The organism is Streptosporangium carneum (assembly GCF_027922005.1).
GTDB classification, from domain to species: domain Bacteria; phylum Actinomycetota; class Actinomycetes; order Streptosporangiales; family Streptosporangiaceae; genus Streptosporangium; species Streptosporangium carneum.
On record NZ_BSEV01000003.1, the window covers coordinates 113,034 to 132,856 of the forward strand.

The 19,823-nt window shown below is 70.4% G+C and carries 16 protein-coding genes; 4 read left to right on the forward strand and 12 right to left on the reverse strand.

Going from position 1 to position 19,823, the window contains the following annotated elements; genetic code table 11:
- Positions 1-134 precede the first annotated feature (134 nt).
- The 11 genes from PKF00_RS09955 to PKF00_RS10005 all read right to left on the reverse strand — a co-directional run bounded on the left by PKF00_RS09955 (position 135) and on the right by PKF00_RS10005 (position 13,513).
- Complete coding sequence (locus PKF00_RS09955; protein ID WP_271217127.1) at positions 135-1,514, reverse strand: cytochrome P450; 1,380 nt, start codon at positions 1,512-1,514, stop codon at positions 135-137.
- Positions 1,515-1,784: 270 nt separating this feature from the next.
- The gene (locus PKF00_RS09960; RefSeq protein WP_271217128.1) at positions 1,785-2,675 is read right to left on the reverse strand and encodes a hypothetical protein; all 891 of its coding nucleotides are present in this window, start codon (positions 2,673-2,675) and stop codon (positions 1,785-1,787) included.
- Positions 2,676-2,679: 4 nt separating this feature from the next.
- Entirely contained in the window at positions 2,680-3,354 is a 675-nt protein-coding gene (locus PKF00_RS09965) for a hypothetical protein (protein WP_271217129.1), read from the reverse strand.
- Between the two features lie 636 nt (positions 3,355-3,990).
- Positions 3,991-5,475 carry an FAD-dependent oxidoreductase gene (locus tag PKF00_RS09970; protein WP_271217130.1) on the reverse strand — a complete coding sequence of 495 codons (1,485 nt, stop codon included), beginning with the start codon at positions 5,473-5,475 and terminating at the stop codon, positions 3,991-3,993.
- The gene (locus PKF00_RS09975) at positions 5,472-6,398 is read right to left on the reverse strand and encodes a VOC family protein (RefSeq protein ID WP_271217131.1); all 927 of its coding nucleotides are present in this window, start codon (positions 6,396-6,398) and stop codon (positions 5,472-5,474) included. The genes PKF00_RS09970 and PKF00_RS09975 overlap by 4 nt, the downstream gene beginning before the upstream one ends.
- Positions 6,399-6,441: 43 nt before the next feature.
- Positions 6,442-7,626, reverse strand: coding sequence for an acyl-CoA dehydrogenase family protein (locus PKF00_RS09980; protein WP_271217132.1), 1,185 nt, complete (start codon positions 7,624-7,626; stop codon positions 6,442-6,444).
- Between the two features lie 8 nt (positions 7,627-7,634).
- Positions 7,635-8,654 (reverse strand): 4-hydroxy-2-oxovalerate aldolase, encoded by a 1,020-nt coding sequence (gene dmpG / locus PKF00_RS09985; RefSeq protein WP_271217133.1) that lies wholly within the window; start codon positions 8,652-8,654, stop codon positions 7,635-7,637.
- A gap of 16 nt (positions 8,655-8,670) precedes the next feature.
- Positions 8,671-9,579, reverse strand: a complete 909-nt coding sequence (locus tag PKF00_RS09990) for an acetaldehyde dehydrogenase (acetylating) (protein ID WP_271217134.1) — start codon at positions 9,577-9,579, stop codon at positions 8,671-8,673.
- 287 nt (positions 9,580-9,866) lie between these two features.
- Positions 9,867-10,901 (reverse strand): ferredoxin--NADP reductase, encoded by a 1,035-nt coding sequence (locus tag PKF00_RS09995; RefSeq protein WP_271217135.1) that lies wholly within the window; start codon positions 10,899-10,901, stop codon positions 9,867-9,869.
- 27 nt (positions 10,902-10,928) lie between these two features.
- A complete protein-coding gene (locus PKF00_RS10000; protein ID WP_271217136.1) occupies positions 10,929-12,647 on the reverse strand; it encodes an FAD-binding protein in 1,719 nt (572 codons plus the stop codon).
- Positions 12,644-13,513, reverse strand: a complete 870-nt coding sequence (locus tag PKF00_RS10005; protein ID WP_271217137.1) for an alpha/beta fold hydrolase — start codon at positions 13,511-13,513, stop codon at positions 12,644-12,646. Before PKF00_RS10005 ends, PKF00_RS10000 begins: the two co-directional genes overlap by 4 nt.
- A gap of 248 nt (positions 13,514-13,761) precedes the next feature.
- Between PKF00_RS10005 and PKF00_RS10010 the strand changes: the two genes are divergently transcribed.
- A complete protein-coding gene (locus PKF00_RS10010; protein WP_271217138.1) occupies positions 13,762-14,340 on the forward strand; it encodes a flavin reductase family protein in 579 nt (192 codons plus the stop codon).
- A 19-nt stretch (positions 14,341-14,359) separates the two neighbouring features.
- On the opposite strand, the gene PKF00_RS10015 is transcribed toward PKF00_RS10010, so the two are convergent.
- Entirely contained in the window at positions 14,360-15,250 is an 891-nt protein-coding gene (locus tag PKF00_RS10015) for an IclR family transcriptional regulator (RefSeq protein ID WP_271217139.1), read from the reverse strand.
- A 210-nt stretch (positions 15,251-15,460) separates the two neighbouring features.
- Between PKF00_RS10015 and PKF00_RS10020 the strand changes: the two genes are divergently transcribed.
- The 3 genes from PKF00_RS10020 (at position 15,461) to PKF00_RS10030 (ending at position 19,787) form a co-directional block, all read left to right on the forward strand.
- A complete protein-coding gene (locus PKF00_RS10020; RefSeq protein ID WP_271217140.1) occupies positions 15,461-16,342 on the forward strand; it encodes an LLM class F420-dependent oxidoreductase in 882 nt (293 codons plus the stop codon).
- Positions 16,343-16,377: 35 nt separating this feature from the next.
- Positions 16,378-16,896: a nuclear transport factor 2 family protein gene (locus PKF00_RS10025; protein ID WP_271217141.1), complete on the forward strand. Its 519-nt coding sequence runs from the start codon at positions 16,378-16,380 to the stop codon at positions 16,894-16,896.
- Positions 16,897-17,369: 473 nt separating this feature from the next.
- Entirely contained in the window at positions 17,370-19,787 is a 2,418-nt protein-coding gene (locus tag PKF00_RS10030; protein ID WP_271217142.1) for a M14 family metallopeptidase, read from the forward strand.
- The last annotated feature ends 36 nt before the right edge of the window (positions 19,788-19,823 follow it).

The following is a 19,823-nucleotide window of genomic DNA, read 5'->3' on the forward strand; positions in this document are numbered from 1 at the left end:
GCCCTTGTGCTTATTATGCCGTTATTTGTTTTATAGTCAGCGCTCTCCCGGAAACAGCGAGCGCTCGGCCGGCTGATCGCCGCAGAACGAGACGGATGTGCCGGCCGATGGCCGGTGACCGGGGACGGGTGTCGTCATCGGCCCGTCGTCCTGGCGGTGACGACCATGGAGAGGCGGTCGGGGCGGGGGTGGATCGCGTTGACCTCGCGGACCTCCTCCGCGCGGTGGTCGTCGGCGTGGCGCAGTTTCCAGCGGGGCAGCAGCGCCGCGGCCGCGACCAGGAGTTCCGCCCAGGCGAAGTGCTCGCCGATACAGCGGTGACGGCCCTCGCCGAAGGCGATGAAGGAGCCGGCGGGCAGGGGTTTGACCCGCTCGGGCAGCCACCGGTCGGGGTCCAGGCGGTACGGCTCGGGGTAGACGGCCGGGTCGCGGTGCAGCGCGGTGGGGCTGTAGCCGAGCTCGACCCCGGCCGGTATCTCCACCCCGCCCAGGGTCAGGGACCGGGTGGTGCGGCGCATCAGCATCAGCAGTGGGTGCAGGCGCAGGATCTCCTGGATCACCCGGCGGGTGTAGCCGAGCCGCCCGATCGCCTGGTCGAGCGGGGCGCCGTCGCCGCAGACGGTCTTCACCTCGGCGAGGAGGCGTTCCTCGACGCCGGGGTTGCGGGCCAGCTGGTGCAGGAACCAGGCCAGGGTGGTGGCGGTGGTGGCTATCCCGTTGATGAAGATGCCGACCGCCTCGTCGCGGATCTGTCGGTCGCTCATCGGCTCGCCGGTCTCGGGGTCGCGCGCCGCCAGCAGCACGCCGATCAGGTCGCCCTCCCCCGCGGGGTGCCCGCGCCGGTGCGCGATGACCTCGTCGACGACCCGGCGGACGTCGTGGGCGGCCGCCTCGAAGCGCCGGTTGACCGGCAGCGGGAAGCGCTCCAGGAACACGGGCAGCTGGGTGCGCACCATCAGGTTGTCCAGGATCGCGGGCACCGCGGCGCGCACGGTCTGAACGGCCGCGGGCTCGACGCTCGTCCCGAACATGGCGTCGGTGGTGTTGGCCATGATCAGGTCGGTGGCGACCTGGCCGACGTCGATCGTCTGACCCTCGTGCCAGGAGTCGGCGAGTGCCTGGGTGTTGCGGTGCATCGTCTCGACGTAGCCGCCGATGCCGCTGGGGCGCAGCGGCGGCTGCAGGAGCCTGCGCTGGCGCAGGTGCGCCTGCCCCTCGGCGACGGTGAGCCCGTTGCCGTGCAGCGGGCGGACCCGTTCGAACAGGATGCCGCGTTTGATGCTGCGGGCCTGGGTCACCAGGATCTGGTGGACCAGCTCGGGCCGGGTCAGCATGTACACCGGCAGGGTGCCGATGTCGATGCGCACGATGTCACCGAGGGCGGTCAGCGACTGCAGGAAGGAGAACGGACGGCGCAGCAGCGACATCGAGTGCCCCAGCAGCGGCAGCCTGCCGGGCGCGACCGGCAGGTCGGACAACCCCCCGGTGGCGGGGGCGGCGACGGCTTTGGCCATGGGTCCTCCCGACGCGAGCCGTACTGCGAGGCTTCTCCCGAGTGGAGACGTCGCCCCCAATCATGGGGAAACATGCGGTGGTCACATATGCACGGGCAGTGACACCTTGGGAGTCGCCGGTGCCGTCGCCCTCCCCTTCGGGGCAGTTTCCCGCCGCGACGGCACCATGACCCGCCGCCGGTCGCCGAACGGACGCCGCGGACCGGCGCCACCGTCCTGGGCGGCGCGCCAGGCCGCTCGGGTGAAGCCGTGGCGGGCTTCGATCTCCGGTCAGGGTGCGAGTTCCACTCGGATGTCGGTCCTCGAGTCCGGCAGCAATATCATCGTCTCTCCGTTGTGACGCCTCCAGGTGGCCGGGAGCAGGAACCAGTGCCCTCCTGTGTGCATGAGCAGGCGCAGACCGCTGTACCGGAAGGTGAAAGCCGCCTTCGAACCGCCGAGCTCCCTCACGCGGACCCCCAGGCCACTGATCTGCAGGCGGTCGCGGCTGTACACGATCGCCTGAGACTGGAAGGGCAGCGAGGATTCGATCGCGCGGGCGGCGGCGGTTCCGTTCTCGTACGCCTTGTTGGTCGTGGCCCAGAAAGCAGCGCCCAGGGCGAGTGAGACGATCAGGGTACGGCGAAGGGTTCGTGTTGCGGCAAGGCCCGTCGCCAGCTGTTCCGGCACCGCCTCATGGGTCCACGCGTTCTCCGCCGCGTACCCGAGCAGTAGAGCACCGACGCCGAGCGCCAACGGCGAGAGGAGAGGATCGGTGAGGGCCTCCGAGCTGAAGTTCAGGCCGATCGCACCGATCATCAGCAGCACAAGAGCGATGGCGCCGAGAGTCGCCCAGACGATTCGTCGCCGTCGCCGGTTCGCACGGCTCAGCAGATAAGCAAGCACGTGGTGAGCGATTATCGCCGCGACCCCCGTGACCACCATGACCACCAGCGGAGAGAACAGCGGGCCCGCGCTGCGCACGAGATAGTCCGTCGTCGACAGCCCGGCACTGCCGAGATCCACGCCGAAGTAGCCGAAGAACGCCTTCTCGCGTACGTAGCCGAAGTAGTACAGAACCGCCGTCAGCAAGCCGGCCGACGCCAGCACCTGGCCGGCGAACTGGATCAACGGGCCGAACCCTCGATCGCCGAGGGGCGGGTCGGTCGCCTCGGTGGCCACGTGATCAGGGGCTTGCGGGTGGAGCCGAGGTGGGTTCCGGTTTCGGAGACCACGACGGGACCGACGGAGTCGCCGGGGCGGTCTCCGTCGAGGTCCGGGTCGAGGTCTCCGTCGCGACCTCCGTCGGCGTCGGCGTGACGGTTGCCGTGGGAGACGCGGTCGGTCGCACCGTTCCGACGATCCGGTCGAGCACGCTCGACGTCTTCACCCCGATGCGCAGGCACACATGGTCGGGCCCTGATTCGCACAGCGACTTCCCGTGGAGCCGGTTGTCTGTGATCTCGACGAACCCGGCCTCGGCGAAGTCGGGGTCGGAGACGTCATACACCTTCAGGCACAGGCCGTGCGACCTGCACCGCCGTTCACCGGACGGCGGCGCTTCGCGGGAATCCCCACCCTGCTTTTCGATCAACGAGTTCAGGGAGTCGGCACAGGGATTCTGGCCCTCGAAGATCTCGATCGCCCCGCGACAGTCGTCGACGATTTCCTGCGCCTGCTTCTCGGTGAGACGGATCTCGACCACGTCTGTCGCCCGCGACTGGACGTCCCCTCCGACGACCAGTCCGCTCGACTGCAGCGGCAAAGGGGTGGTCGCGGGCTGCGACTCGCCGCCTCCGCACGACACGCCCAAGAGAAGCGAAACCCCGGCCCCCAGCACGCCCCATCGTCGAGAACCCATCGCTCGCCCCCCGTCCGCGCTCAGCAGAACGCGCGCTCATGACCCGCCCGAGCAGGCGTGTGGTCGAAATCGAGAAGTGGTCGTCACCGGGTCGGCCCGCTCGCGCTCCGGCGAGTGATGATCCGGGAAAAGCAGCGGCGCCCGCAGTTCCCCGGACCGTCGCCCACCTGTCGCGGACAGCTCGATCGAGGTGCACCGCCAGGATGTGAGGATTACCGGGACCACCCGCGCGGTCGGATGTGCGGCGACTCAAGAGCATGAGTACCCCGCATTCACGCCCCTTCATCGCCAAAGAGACAAAAAATGTCGAAAAACTTCATGCGTCATTGCGCGCAAACAAATGAGGCAACCGCGGGTTGATTGTTTCACGCACCCGTGGACATCAGCCCATGAGTGTATTAACTGTGGTGAAATATGCATTTTCATGACGATCACCCTCATTCGAGATTCGATGGATGGATCGACATGGACATACAAGAAAAATTCCAGGAGAGAGGTTTGGGTCATGCGCGGGCCGCCGCCGAGCGGTACCGCCGCCGAAGCAGCGCCGACCGTGACGAGGCCGGGTGCCGGCCGCCTGGGCAGGGCGATGCCCGATGCCGCAGGCGACCGCCCTGACCACCTGACGAAGCACTGCTAGGGCCGGGAGACGGGGGTCTCCTGGGCCGCCGTGCGGCCCGCCCTGCGGCCGAAGAACGTGCCGTCGCCCAGGGACGTCCCGCTGATGTAGCCCTCGCCGTGGATGCCGGAGCTGGCCCGGCCCGCGGCGTACAGGCCGAGGATCGGCTCGCCGGACAGGTTGAGCACGACCCCGTCGACCGTGGTGTGCAGCCCGCCGAGGGTGAAGCCCGCGACTCCGGTGCCCGCGCCCGCGCTCTCCCTGTCGCCGGTGTTGAACCCCAGGCGCGGGTCGACCGCGGCGAAGGGCCCCTTGAGCGGCCGCAGCCACTTGGCGTCCTTGTGGAAGTAGGGGTCCTCGCCCTGCTCGGCGTGACGGTTGTAGGTGGCGACCGTCGACTCGAGCGCGCCGGGAGGCATGCCGAGCGCCTCCTCCAGCTCGGCGAGCGTCTCGGTGACGTGCTCGGGACGCACTCCCCACAGGTCCCGCCGGGGGATGTCCTCGTAGCCCTCCTCGTCGATGATCGCCCAGTACGGCCCCGGCTGGTGCTGCACCGCGGCGACGCTGACCAGGCCCGGGTAGACGTCCTCGCTGACGAAGCGCTGCCCGTGGGCGTTGACGAGCATGCCGCGTGTGATCATGGCGGGCAGCACGGTCAGCGCGATCTCGACGACGGACATGCGCCGGGTCGCGGCGCCGATCGCCGCCGCCATCCTGATGCCGCTGCCGTCGTCGAGGCCGTCGCTGACCTTGCCGTGTCCCAAAAGCACCGGGGCGTGCTGCTCGAGCATCTCCTCGGAGTCGACGAACCCGCCGGTGGTGAGGATGACCGCCTTGCGCGCGCGGTAGGTCACCCGCGCGCCGTACCTGCGCGCGACCACGCCGGTCACCCGGCCCCTGCCGTCGACCACCAGGTTGGTCGCCAGGGTGTCGGTGTGGCTGACGGCCCCGGCGGACGTGGCGGCCTCGACCAGCTTCTCCATGATCAGCCAGCCGCCGAAGCCCGCGGCCGTGGGCCGGTGGCCTCTGGGGGCGGGCCTGGCGACGGTGTTGTACGGCCAGGCGTTCTCCCCCAGCCACATCAGGCCGTCCTCCGTGGGCGGCATCCAGCTCGGCGCGTCGTACAGCCGCTCGTTGAAGGTGAGCCCGCGGTCGCGGAACCACTGGAAGTGCTCGACGCTGCCGTCGCAGTACAGGCGCAGCTTCTCCTCGTCGGCGTGCGGGCCGAGCGCCGCCCTGAGGTAGGCGAACATGTCCTCGGGGGTGTCGTCGAAGCCGCAGGCCTTCTGCACCGGCGTGCCGCCGCCGAGGTAGAGCTCGCCGCCCGACATCGCGGAGGAGCCTCCGGGGCCGCCCGCGCGGTCGAGCACGATGACGTCGGCGCCCGCGGCGGCGGCCTCGTAGGCCGCCGCCGCGCCCGCGCAGCCGAAGCCGACGACGAGGACGTCACACTCGTGGTCGTAGTCGCAGAGCGAGGCCGCGACCGGTTCGACGGGCCTCATGAGGCCGTCGGTGGGAGGAAGGCCGCCAGCGGCTCGGAGCCCGACCAGTCGTGGCCCCAGTAGCTGTCGGCGGTGATCTCCTCGGCGGTGTAGTGCGTCTCGTCGACGAGCATGCCCTCGGTGCCGTACTCCAGGTCCCAGCCGCCGGGCGCGCGCACGTAGAAGGAGACCATCTTGTCGTTGGTGTGCCTGCCCAGCGTGGAGGAGACGGAGAAGCCGCCCTTCCTGACGTTGTCCAGCGCCCGCCCGACGGCGTCGAGGCTGTCGACCTCGACCATGAGGTGCACCAGGCCCGGGTCCCCTCCGTGCGGGGCGGGGCAGACCGCGAGGCTGTGGTGACGCCGGTTGACGCCCATGAAGCGCACCCGCCTGGCGGGCCCGTTCCCCTTTCCGCCGCCGAGCTTGATGGCGCCGCGGGGCAGGAAGCCGAGCACCTCGGTGTAGAAGGAGACGGTCTCCTCCATGGAGGTGGTCGGCAGCACCACGTGGCCCATCCCCTGCTCGCCCGTGACGAAGCGCTGGCCCATGCCGGTGAGCACCGGGCTGTGGTCGAGAACGGGGGCGAAGAAGACTTCGACCGGGGTGCCCGACGGGTCGTCGAAGGCGATCACCCGCTCGGCGTCGCGTTCCGCGGACTCCTGCTCGGAGAGCACCTTGACCGGCGTGCCCGACGCCTCGACCGCCCTGCCGACGGCGGCGAGCGCGAACTGGTCGCGGACCTCCCAGCCGATGGCGAGGACACGGTCGGTGTCACCGGGCAGCACGACGAGCCGCGCCCGGCGCTCGTCCATGCGGAGGTAGAGCCCCTCGGGATCGGGCCCGGAGCCCTCGGCGAAGCCGAGGGCGTCGACGACGAGTTCGCGCCAGCGCGCGACGTCGCGGGTCTGGACCCGCAGGTAGCCGAGTCCACGGATCTGCGTCATTTTCTCTGCCCATTCGTTCGTTGGCGGGTTCCCGGAACCGGTCCTAGATCATCGAGCGCATCGGGCCCTGCGGGGGCTCGATGTCGAGCTGGGTCAGGGCTGAGGCGTGGAAGACCGAGCCGGGCACGTGGATCGCGTGCGCCAGGCCCATGTGGGCGTCCCGCCAGAACCGCTGAAGGGGGTTGTCCATCCGCATGGCGTTGCCCCCGGAACGCGCCACGATCTCGTCGACCGCGCGCACGGCCCGCCAGGCCGCCTGCACCTGGACGCGGCGCCCCCTGGCGCGCTCGTCGAAGGTGATCTCCCGCCCGGCGGCGACGGCGTCGTACATCCGCGAGACGTTCTCCAGCAGCGCGCAGCGTGAGGCCTCGATGTCGGCGGCCGCCTCGCTGATCGCGTAGAGCACGTAGGGGTCGTCCTTGATCTTCGTGCCGGTGACCTGGACCCGTCCCTTCTGGTAGGCCAGGTGGTGGGCCAGGGCGCCCTCGGCGATGCCGATCACGGCGGAGGTGATGCCGAGCGGGAAGGCGCAGGAGAAGGGCAGGAGGTAGCCGGGGTTGGTCAGGCCCGCCTCACGCGCGGCGCTGCCGTCGACGACCTTGGAGTACGGGATGGTCCGGTAGGTCGGGACGAAGGCGTCCTTGACGATGATGTCCTTGCTGCCGGTGCCGCGCAGGCCGACCACGTCCCAGGAGTCCTCGACGATCTCGTAGTCCGAGCGCGGCAGGATCAGGTGCATCGAGACGGGCGGCTGGACCGGCTTGCCCTCGTCGTCGCCGAGGAAGCCGCCGAGGAAGATCCAGTCGCAGTGGTCGGTGCCGGAGGAGAACTGCCAGCGTCCGTTGAAGACGTAGCCGCCGTCGACGGGACGGGCGACCCCCATCGGCGCGTACGGCGAGGCGATCCAGGTGTCCTGGTCCTCCCCCCAGATCTCCTGCTGCACCTTCGGGTCGGCGAAGGCCATCTCCCACGGGTGCACCCCGACGATGCCCGCGACCCAGCCGGTCGAGCCGTCGAGGCTGGCGATCTTCATCACCGTCTCGGCGAACTCCCTGGGGTGGACCTCCAGGCCGCCGTGCGTCGCGGGCTGGAGCATCCGGATCGCCCCGGACTCGCGCAGCACCTTGGCGGCCTGGTCGTCGAGCCTGCCGAGCGCCTCGTTGGAGGAGCCGAGGGCGCGGATCTCCTCCGCGCGCTCCGTGATCGTGTGGAGTACCTGCTTGGTCATGGGTGTTGTCACTTCCCCGCGAGGGCGACTGCGATTTCGATGAGCTGGTCCTCCTGGCCGCCGACGAGCTTGCGGCGTCCGGCCTCGATGAGGATCTCGGCGCCGGAGACGCCGTACCTCCTGGCCTGCCGGTCGGCGTGCTTGAGGAAGCTGGAGTAGACGCCGGCGTAGCCCATGGTCAGCGACAGCCTGTCGAGCAGGCACTCGCCGTCCATGATCGGGCGCACGACGTCCTCGGCGGCGTCGATGATCTTGAGGGTGTCGATGCCGGTGCGGATGCCGAGCTTCTCGGCGACCGCGACGAACCCCTCGACGGGGGTGTTGCCCGCGCCCGCCCCGAACCTGCGGGTCGATCCGTCGATCTGGAGGGCGCCCGCCCGCACGGCGAGGACGGAGTTGGCGACGCCGAGGCCGAGGTTCTCGTGGCCGTGGAAGCCGACCTGGGCGTCGTTCCCGAGCTCGGCGACCAGGGCGGAGATGCGGTCGGAGGTCTGCTCCATGATCAGCGCGCCGGCGGAGTCGACGACGTACACGCACTGGCAGCCCGCGTCCGCCATGATCCGCGCCTGCTTGGCGAGGACCTCCGGCGGCTGGGTGTGCGACATCATCAGGAACCCGACGGTCTCCAGGCCGAGGTCCCTGGCCAGCCCGAAGTGCTGGGCGGAGATGTCGGCCTCCGTGCAGTGGGTGGCGATCCGGCAGATGCTCCCGCCGTTGTCCGCGGCCTCACGGATGTCGTCCTGGACCCCGAGCCCCGGCAACATGAGGAAGGCGATCTTCGCCTGCTTCGCGGTCTCGACCGCGGCCTTGATCAGCTCCTGCTCCGGGGTGTGGCTGAACCCGTAGTTGAACGAGGAGCCGCCGAGCCCGTCCCCGTGGGTGACCTCGATGACCGGCACCCCGGCGTCGTCGAGGGCGCCGACGATGGCACGGACGTGCTCGACGGTGAACTGGTGCTGCTTGGCGTGCGAGCCGTCACGCAACGACGAGTCGGTGACCCGGATGTCCAGGTCGGCGCCGTAGGGCATGGGGATCTCCTTGTGACTAAGAGGGAATGCGCTCGGAGACGACGCGCTGCGCGAAGCCCTCGCCGACCTTGGTGGCGGCGGCGGTCATGATGTCGAGGTTGCCGGAGTACGGCGGGAGGAAGTCGCCCGCGCCCTCGACCTCCAGGAAGACGGCCACCCTGGCGAGCCCGCCGCTCACCGGCGTGGGGTCGTCGAACTGGGGCTCGGCGCGCAGCCGGTAGCCGGGGACGTAGGAGGCCACGTCGGCGGCGACGTCCATGATCGAGGCCGCGATCGCGTCGCGGTCGGCGTCCTCGGGGATCGCGCAGAAGACCGTGTCCTGCATGAGCATCGGCGGCTCCGCCGGATTGAGGATGATGATCGCCTTGCCGCGCGCGGCGCCGCCGATCGTCTCGATGCCGCGGCTGGTGGTCTTGGTGAACTCGTCGATGTTCGCCCGCGTCCCGGGACCCGCGGACGGGGAGGCGACGCTGGCGACGATCTCGGCGTAGGCCACCTCGGTGACGCGGGAGACGGCGTAGACCATCGGGATGGTCGCCTGGCCGCCGCAGGTGATCAGGCTGACGTTCGGCGCGTCCAGGTGGGCGCCGAGGTTGACGGCGGGCACCACCGCGGGCCCGATCGCCGCGGGGGTCAGGTCGACGGCCTGGATGCCGAGCTCGGCGTACCTGGGGGCGTTGGCCCTGTGCACGTAGGCGGAGGTGGCCTCGAAGACGAGGTCGGGGAGCTCGCCCTGGGCGAGCAGCCAGTCGACGCCGTCGGCGGAGGCGATCAGGCCCTCGGAGGCCGCCCGCTTCAGGCCGGGGCTGTCGGGGTCGACGCCGATCATCCAGCGCGGCTCGATCTCCTCGGAGCGGAGCAGCTTGTACATCAGGTCGGTCCCGATGTTTCCCGAACCGACGATCGCGGCGGTCGCCTTGGTCACCGCGGCCTCGCCGGGGTGCTTCGGCCCTCAGGCCGGACAGGAATGGCATTCATCGAAATCCGCCGGTTCCTTTCGCTAGGGCGGGCTTGGCCGGTGGTGAGGGCCAGGCCGCCGTGTGTTCGGCCGCCCCAGGGGCATGGGGGAAAGCATGGGAGAGACGCGGGAGGCCCTCCCCGCGCCGGGTCGCGCCCGGTTCGGAGGGGCTCCCGAGTCAAAGATTTCAACGACGCCTCGTCGGGGGGCGCCGCCTCCCGCTCAGTGGGAGTCCCCGACGGGGCCCGGCAAGGTCAGCCGTCGTAGGTGACCTTGAGCCGTTCGCTGACCGGGATCGCCTGGCAGGCGAGGATGAGGCCGTCGGCGAGGTCCTGCTTGTCGAGGACCTCGTTGTGGTCCAGCGTGACCTCACCCTCGAGGAGCACGCAGGCGCACGCGCTGCAGGCTCCCTCCCGGCAGGAGAACGGCGCGTCGAGTCCGGCGGCGAGCAGCACGTCGAGCAGGTGGTTGCCCCGTGGCCAGGACACGCTCGTCGTCTGTCCGTCGAGCTCGACCTCGACCGTGCTGACCCCGGCCGAGGCGTCGAGGACGACCTCGGAGTCGACGAACGGGTCGGTGGACAGGGAGGTGAAGCGTTCCACGTGCACCCGCGCGTGCGGCATGCCGAGGCCGGTGAGCGTGGCGACCGCGAGGTCCATGAACGGGCCGGGACCGCAGACGAAGGCCCGCCGGTCCGTGTACGGCCCCGCCAGGGCGCCGAGGCCTTCGGCCGTCGGCAGGCCCTGCACGGACTCGAGCCAGTGGACGACGGTCAGCCGCCGGCCGTACTCCCTGGTCAGCGCGATCAGCTCGTCCCGGAAGATCACCGAGTTCTCGTCGCGGTTGGCGTAGACGAGGGTGACCGCGCCGGTCCCCGCGTGCAGGCAGGACTTCAGGATCGACATGACCGGGGTGATGCCGCTGCCCCCCGCCATGAGCAACAGGTCCTCCTCGAGCGTGTCCGGGGTGAAGGTGCCGGAAGGCCTCAGCACCTCAAGGACGTCGCCCTCGGTGACGTTGTCGCAGATCCAGTTGGACCCGTACCCGCCCACGGTGCGTTTGACGGTTACCTTGAGCTTCTCGTCGCGGACCGGGGAGCTGCACAGGGAGTAGCAGCGCGCCGCCCCGCCCTCGCGGGTGGTCGGCACCCTGATGGTGAGGAACTGGCCCGGCCGGTAGCCGAACCGGTCGCGGTCCCCCTCCTCGGGTTCGAGCACGAGCGAGTGCGCGTCCGCAGTCTCGCGGATGACCTCGACGACGCGCACCTTGAGGGATTTCGGCTGCGTCACTGTTGTCTCTCCTGGGTCTCCCGGCCGTCAGGCGGGCCGGGGCTGTACGGGCCGCTCGCCGCTCCGGTTCCCGTCCCCGAGGGACGGGCCGGGACGTGCGGCGGCGTGCCTGGCGGCGATGTAGCCGAACACGATGGAGGGGCCGATGGTCGCGCCCGGGCCGGCGTACTCGTTGCCCATCACCGACGCCGAGGTGTTGCCCGTGGCGTACAGGCCCTCGATCGCCGATCCGTCCCCGCGCAGCACCCGGCTGCTCTCGTCGCAGACCAGGCCGCCCTTGGTGCCGAGGTCTCCGGCCTCGATGCGGAACGCGTAGTACGGCGCCCTGTCGATCACGTCGAGGTTGGGGTTCTTCAGCGTGGGGTCGCCGTAGTAGCGGTCGTAGGCGCTGTCGCCGCGGCCGAAGTCCTCGTCCTTGCCCGCGCGGGCGAACCCGTTGAAGCGCTCGACGGTCTCGACCAGCGCGTCCGCGGGGACGCCGATCTGCTTGGCGAGCTCGGCGACGGTGCCGGCCCGGTAGGCCAGGCCCTGCTCGTAGAACTCCTTGGGGATGGGCATCCCGGGGACGATCTGCGCGAACGGGTAGCGGGAACGGGCCTTGGCGTCCATCACGAACCACACGGGGACGTGGCCGCCGTCGAGCTGGTCATGGACGAAGTTCACATACGGCGACGACTCATTGGTGAAGCGCCGCCCCTCGGACGACACGATGACCGACGGGGGGATGCACCGCTCGGAGACCAGCGGGATGGTCGCGCCCGCGGGATGCCGCACGGCGGGCATCCACCAGGCGTCGTCCATCAGGTCGAGGGCCGCGCCGATCCGCTCGCCCGCCAGGATGCCGTCGCCGGTGTTCTCCCTGGCTCCCATGCTGAAGTCGGCCCGTCCGCCCTCCGGCAGGTAGCGGGCGCGCATCTCGGGGTTGTGGTCGAAGCCGCCGGTCGCGAGCAGGACGCCGCGCCTGCCGCGCAGCCGCAGGGTCCTGCCCTCGCGTTCGACGACGACGCCGGTGACGACGCCGTCCTCGCCGACGACGAGGTCGGTCATCGTCGTGTTGAGCCACAGCGGGATCCCGGCGTCCTTGAGCGCCATCCGCAGCCGGGCGACGAGGGAGCGTCCGCCGGTCGCCATGTGACGGCGGCGGATCACGTTCGACGAGACCCGCCACGCGGCCACGACCGAGGCCCAGCGTCCGCGCCAGGTGCGCTTGACCATGGCCAGGTCGTGGTAGTCCTTGCCGGTGATCCACAGGCCCAGCGGGCCCTTCATGCTGTTGGGACGCTGGTACTTCTCGTCCTCGCCGAGCTTGCGGGTGTCGAACGGCAGCGCCTCGACGGACCGGCCGAGCGGCTTGCCGCCCTCGAGCTCGGGGTGGTAGTCGGCGTACCCCTTGGTCCAGAAGAAGCGCATCCACTTGCTCTTGCCGAGCAGTTCCATCGCGGCGGGGCCGTTGTCGACGTAGGCGTCGAGCCTTGCGGCGGGGACGCGCCCCTCGGTGAGCAGGTCGAGGTAGCGGCGGATGGACTCGCGGCTGTCGTCGTGGCCCCTGGCGCGCAGCGTGGGGTTGTTGGGGATCCAGATCCCGCCGCCGGAGATGCCGGTGGTGCCGCCGTACATCGAGCCCTTCTCGACGATCAGGGTGTCGAGACCGCTGTCAGCCGCGGTGAGCGCGGCGGCCATGCCGCCGCCGCCGCTGCCGACGACGAGGAAGTCGACCTCGGCGTCCCACTCCTGCCCGGCGCTCACGCCTCGTCCTTACGGGTGAGGAAGGCGAGGACGGCGCTCTCCCAGGCCGCCTTCTGCTCGATCATCACCCAGTGCCCGCAGTTGGGGAACACGTGCAGCTCGACGTCGGGAATGGTGCGCATCGGCAGGAGCGCCATGTCGACGGGGCTGACCCGGTCGTCGCGCCCCCAGGTGATCAGCGTCCTGGCCCTGATCTTGTGCAGCATCGCCCAGTACGGCGCGGCGTCCGAGGCCGCGGCGGCGGCCGCGCGGGCGGCGAACGCCGCCTTGCCGTACATCTTGCGGGCGCTGGCGAGGGTGTCCGGGTCGGTCGCCTGCGTCCAGCGCTCCTCGATCAGCTCCTCGGTGACCAGGGCCTGGTCGTACACCATGGAGTTGAGCCACTTGACGAGCGACTCCCGGGTCGGCTCCTCGGTGAACTCCATGAGCAGGCCGATGCCCTCCGCGGGCGACGGCAGCAGCAGGTTCTTACCGATCCCGCCGATGGTGACCAGCCTGCGGACGCGCTCGGGGTGGTTCATCGCGACCTGGGCGCCCACGATGCCGCCCATGGAGTTGCCGATCACGTCGACCTGCTGGAGGCCGAGGCCGTCGAGGAGGCGGATCACCGCGTCGGGCGCGGCGACCATGGGGTGGGCGTCCGTCGGGTCGCTGACCCCGAAGCCGGGGAACTCGAGGACCAGGCAGCGGAAGTGCTCGGCGAAGACGGCGAGGTTGCCCCGGAAGTTCCGCCAGCCGGTGACGCCGGGCCCGGAACCGTGCAGCAGCAGCAGGGGCGGGCCGTCTCCGGCCTCGTGGTAGCGCAGCACGCCCTGCTCGGTGGGGAGTTCGCGCAGCGTCGACTCGTAGCTCAGCTCCGTGGTCATCGTCCGCCTCAGTCGATAGGAATGTCAGCTTCGTAGGAAGGTAGTCAGCGGGGGCTCGCGGTCGCCGTGACCATCCCGATCAGCGAGACCGGGGGCGCTCTCCCCGGCGCCCGGCGAGCGGGCCCGCCGATGCCGGAAAGGCCTTCCACTCAACGGGATCAGGGCTCCACGGGCGTCCGGTGCGCGCCGTACGTTCGTCCCCTGAGCAGCCGCGACGCTACGGCCGCACGGACACCCGAGGTGAACCCATGAGCGCTGAGCCCGCCCTCGCGACGGACCCCGTCGACGTGGCTCCCCCGACTCCGCAGGAGCTCCGGCGTGCGATGAGCAGCTTCGCCAGCGGCGTCACCGTGATCACCGGCACCGACGGCGAGGAGGCGGTCGGCTTCGCCTGCCAGGCCTTCGCCTCGGTGTCCCTCGAGCCGCCGCTGGTGCTGTTCTGCGCCGACCACAACGGCCGCACCTGGCCCAGGATCAGGGAGACCGGACGCTTCTGCGTGAACGTGCTGAGCGAGGAGCAGGTCGACATCTGCGGCCGGTTCGGCTCCAGCAAGGGCAGGAAGTACGACGGGCTCGAGTGGGACAGCTCCCGCTGGGGAACCCCCGCCCTGCGCGACGTGCTCCTGCGGATCCACTGCGAGGTGTACGACGTGCACGTCGCGGGCGACCACGACGTGGTGATCGGCCGGGTCCTGGAGTTGGAGACGGTCACCGAACAGCGTCCGATGATCTTCTTTCGCGGGCGGTTCGGGATCGACCAGGACGAGCCGCCCGCACCATCCCACAACGGACCGCCGCTGTGGGGATGGGGCGATCACTGGGGATAGGGCGCGGGTCGCGGCCCGGTCACATCCAGTCGCCGTTCTGACCGGTCGCCAGGAGGCGGTTCATCGTCTCCGGCGACCAGGTCCGGTCGGGCACCGCCATCATCCAGCGGGAGCGCCTCGGGGTGTCCAGATCGGGGAACAGGGCCAGCGAGGCCTGACGCGCGGCGTCGATCACCAGCGGGGCGACCTTCTCCAGCGGCGTCCTGGCGTCGCCGACCAGGGAGATGCTGGCCACCGGTCCCTCGTGTCCGCGGATCGCCGCGGCCACGCAGGCGATGTTGGGGAAGCACTCCCCCCGTTCGAACGCCAGCCCCCTGCGCTGCCTGATGCGGTTCAGCTCCTGGTGCAGGGTGCTCATCTCGCCGATCGTGCGGTTGGTGAGCCGGCTGATGGCTCCGCCGATCTGCGTGTCGACCTGCTCGGGCTCGAGCCAGGCCAGGATCGCCTTGCCCAGCGCCGTCGAGTGGGCCGGGGCGCGGCCGCCGACGCGCGAGGGGACCGAGGCGGCGAACCGCCCGCCGACCTTGTCGAGGTAGAAGACCTCGGTGCCGTCCAGGACCGCCAAGTGAACAACCATTCCAGTTCTGATCTGGAGGTTGTGCAGCAGCGGGGCGGCGGCTTCGCGGATCTCTCCGTGGCTTCCGTCGCTGCCCCCGAGTCCGAGTGCGCGCTGCCCCAGGCTGTAGCCGAAAGAGGTGTGGTCGAGCCAGCGCAGACGCACTAGCTGATCAAGGATCCGGTGTGCCGTTGAACGGGGCAGATGCGTGCACCGCGCCACATCTTCCAGGGTGAGCCGGGTGGAGCGGCCCGCGAAGGCGTCCATGATCAGGGTCATCCGCTCGACCATCGACGGTGGCAGCTCACGGCGCGCGGGCGCGGTCAGCTCCGGCGAGGAACTGGGAACGGTCATTGAGTCCTCCCGGCCAAAAACTGAAATGAATTCTTGTTGGGGAATGTAGCAGTGAGATGGGTCACCCGGAAGAGTCCGACCCAGATTTGGAGCGATCCGAGACCCTCCCGCCCCCCGGTTCCGGTCAGCGGGATCCCCTGCGCGGCGGGCCATCTCGCCCCACTAGGAAGGGGTTACAAAGATTTGGTCAAGGCGACGAGAGGTGTGCCGATGCGGATCGGGATCGTCACTCCCGTGGTGGTGCGCCTGCCGGGCGCGCACTCGGAGTGGGAACGCGGAGCGGGCATCGAGGAGATCGGGCGGATCGCCGAGACCGCGGACCGGCTCGGCTACCACCACCTCACCTGCAGCGAGCACGTGGCCATCCCGGCCCCGGTCGCCGAGGAGCGCGGCGGCGTCTACTGGGACCCGCTGGCGACGTTCGGCTACCTCGCCGCGCGCACCGCCCGGATCCGGCTCGTCACCCAGGTGCTCGTGCTCGGCTACCACCACCCCCTGGCGATCGCCAAGCGCTACGGCACCCTCGACAGGATCAGCGGCGGACGGCTCGTCCTCGGCCTGGGGGTCGGCAGCCTCAAGGAGGAGTTCGAGCTGCTCGGCGCGCCGTTCGAGGACCGCGGCCCCCGCGCGGACGAGGCGATAGCCGCGCTGCGCGCGTCCCTGTCGCAGCGGACGCCGGAGTTCCACGGCGAGTACTACGACTTCTCCGGCTTCGTCGTCGAGCCGCACGCCGAACAGGCCCGGGTGCCGCTGTGGATCGGCGGCAGGACGGCGCGCTCCCTGCGCAGGGCGACGACCCACGGCGACGGCTGGGTCCCGTTCGGTCTCCCCCTCGACAGGCTCGCCGAGATGCTCGGCGGGGCGGACCTGCCCGACGGCTTCGAGGTCGCGCTCAGCGCGGGCCGCGCGCTCGACCCGATCGGCGCCCCCGAGGCCGTCGAACGCGCGCTGCTGCGGGTGCGGGAGGCGGGCGCGACGGTGACCGGGGTCAGCCTGTCCGCCGACTCGGCCGGCCACTACTGCGAGCAGCTCGACGCGCTGCGCGCGCTCGGCCGCGAGGCCGGCGCCGTTTTCCAGGGACACGACGACTGACGGCTCGCGGGACTGGCGAGGTTTCGGAGGACGACATGAGCGACATCGAACAGCGGCTGGCCGGGCTCGAGGAGCGCCTGCGGCTCATCGAGGACGAGCTGGCGATCACCCGCCTGGTCCTCTCCTACGGCCCGCTCGTCGACAGCGGCAGCGCGGACGCCGTCGCGGCGATGTGGGAGCCGGACGGCGTCTACGACGTGGACGAGCTGGTGATGAACGGCCGCGAGGAGATCGCGGCCATGGTCAGGTCGGGCGCCCACCAGAGCTGGATCTCCGGCGGGTGCGCGCACGTCGTCGGCGCGCCGCACGTCACCGTGACCGGCGACGACGCGGTCGCGGTCTGCTACTCGCTGATGATCGTGAACGGGGTGGACGGGAGCGGGTTCACGGTGCGCCGCGCCACCGCCAACCACTGGAGGCTGCACAGGGGTCCCGGGGGATGGACGGTCGCCACCCGGACCAACCGCGTGCTCGACGGCCGTTCCGAGTCGCCGGAACTGCTCGCGAGCGGGTTCCCGCACCGGGAGGAAAGGCCGGCGGACGCGGCGCGGTGAACGAGGTCCTCTTCTCCTCGCCTCCGCGGGGAAAAGAGGACGGGCGCGGTTTCCCCGCGTTTCCCGTCGCCGGCCACGAGGCCGTACCGCCGCGCCGACCCGGTGAACGCGCGCCTCCTCCGCGAGGGAACGTTCCGAGAATCCCCGGGGGAACGTTCCGGAAATCGGGGGAACGTTCCGGAAACCCCGGAATCGCGGGCGCCGATCCCGGCTCCACCGCGTGGACCGGGGCTGCGGCCCCACGGCGGCGGTCGTCCCGTCCCCGAGCCCGGACATTCAATCCATCCCAAATAACACACTTCAAACGACACATAATTAAATTTCATGGTTAATCAGCCAGGAATCGTATAACCCTACCCCCCTTGAATTGGGGGACTTGACGGAGATCAACTTATCGATCAAGACTTTCTCCTTGCGTGCTCATTCCGTGACACCCCCTACTCGGCCGAGCACGCCAACTGGAGGAATCTCGCATGAGGAGTTCTCTCAACGGCAGGAGAACCGGCCGGATCGTGGCCGCGGTCGCCCTGCCCATCGTCCTCGCGCTCGGCGCGTCCCCGGTCCTCGCGGGCCCCGTCCCCACGCCGAGCGAGATCACGCCCGACCGGCAGCCGAGCACCTCGCAGAACGGGGTCGCCCTGCTGCGGATCGTCGTCCCCGACCAGGCGGGCGTCGACCGCCTCAACTCCCTGGGCGTCGATCTCGCGGAGTACCGGAAACCCGTCGACGGCGGCGTCGAGGTGCACGCCGTGCTCAGCCCCCAGGAGGCGCGGGAGCTGCGCGCGCGGGGATTCGACGTTCGCGACGCCATCTCCGACCAGGGCGACTTCGCGCGCAACCAGGCCGAACGGCGGAGCGCGATGGCGGCCGTGGCCACCGCGGAGGCGGCGGCCGACACGCTGACCCCGCTGCGCGCCGAGTGGTTCACCAGCCTCGACGACCGGCGCTTCCTGTCGGTCGAGGTGAAGTCGAGCGCGACGGACGCCGAGACCGTGCTCACCGCCACCTGGGACTCGGGGCCGGGCACCGCCCCCGACTCCGGCGGCACGGCGACGATGTCGCGCTTCACCGACGCGGGCCAGTACATGTACCACCGGTTCGACTACCCGCTGCCGGTGACGGAGACCCCCACCAGGGTCAGGATCACCAGCAGCCGGGGCGGCTCGGTCACGGTCCCGGTGACCAAGTGGCTGGGCAAGCGCAAGGCTCCCGGCAGGCACTACGTGTCGGACTTCGTCGATCACTACATGGACCCGACCGAGGTCACGAACCGGATCACCGCCCTGGCCGCCGAATTCCCGAGAACCGCCCAGATCGTCGACCTGCCGAACAAGACCAACGGCTACCGCAGGGCGGCGCAGGCCCAGTTCGGCACGGTCGCGGCGAGCACGCTCCACGTGACCTCCAAGGCGTACGGCTCGCAGGGCGGCAACGACGTCAGCGTGGCCCTGGTGAAGCCGGACGCCGCCTCGGCCCCGCTCTCCGTCTCGGTCGGCGGCAAGGACGTCGTGGTCAGCCTGGCCACCGACGGGTCGGCCGCGATCGCGAGCACCGCCCGCCAGGTGGTCGACGCCCTCAACGCCGACGCCTCCGCCTCCGCGCTGCTGACCGCCGCGACCTATCGGGACGACGCGGGCGCGGGCCTGGTCGCCGCGGCCCCGGCGACGAAGCTGACCGACAACCTGAAGGCGCCGCAGAGCGTCTCGCGCGAACCGTTCCAGGTGAAGGCCCTGCGGATCGGCGCGAAGCGGGACGGGTCGAAGGTCGGCGTGTTCCTCTACTGCCAGGAGCACGCCCGCGAGTGGGTGACCCCGCTGGTCTGCGTCGAGACGGCCGAGCGGCTGCTGCGCAACTACGCCCGTGACGAGCGGACCAGGAAGCTGGTCGACAACCTCGACATCTTCGTCCTGCCGACGGTCAACCCCGACGGCGCGCACTACAGCTTCTACGACTACAACATGCAGCGCAAGAACATGACCAACCACTGCCCGGCCAAGGCCGCGGACCCGGCCGCGCGCAACTCGTGGGGCGTGGACCTGAACCGCAACTTCTCCGTCGGCTCCCTGTTCGACGGCTACAGCGGCGCCTCACAGGACTGCACCAGCGCCGTGTTCTCCGGCCCCGCCGAGCTCTCCGAGCCCGAGGCGCGCAACGAGGTCTGGCTCACCCAGCGCTACCCGAACATCAGGTTCGCGATGAACACCCACTCCTACGGCGGCTACTTCATGTGGCCTCCCGGCGCCTACAAGGCGGCGGGACGGGAGGTGCTGCCCCGGGTGGACTTCGGGACGGAGAACTACTTCTGGGAGTCCTCCCGCCACATCCTGTCCGCCGTGCAGGGCAGGCGCGGCACCGCGATCTGGCCCGGCCGCACCGGCCCCGTCCCCGACGTGCTGTACTCGGCGGCGGGAAACAGCGCCGACGAGCACTGGTACAACCGCGGCGTCATCGGCTGGGACTTCGAGGTCGGCGCCGACCTCTACGACGCGGCGACCAAGCAGTTCCAGCCGGTCGGCTTCCAGCCGCCGTTCGCGGAGGGACACGAGGAGGCGATGGAGTTCTCCTCGGGCCAGATCGCCATCCTGGAGGTCGCCAGGGACTTCGCCGCCGACCGCAGGCGTCCCGAGTCGAGGCTGAAGGTGACCGGCAGGACGGACACCTCGACCACGTTCACCTTCACGATCGACGAACCCGCGAACGTCTACTACACGCTGGACGGCAGCAGGCCGACGACGAAGTCCCGCAAGCTCACCTCCGCGGGGGTGCGCGAGGGGACGCAGCAGATCACGGTCGACAGGACGACCGAGGTGCGCTGGTTCTCCGTCGACGTCGCGGGCAACATGGAGAGGAACTCCCGGAGGGAGCGGGTCGAGGTCCGCGGGAACCGCTGATCCCGGCTGACCCCGGCGGCGCCGGCGCGGAGACAC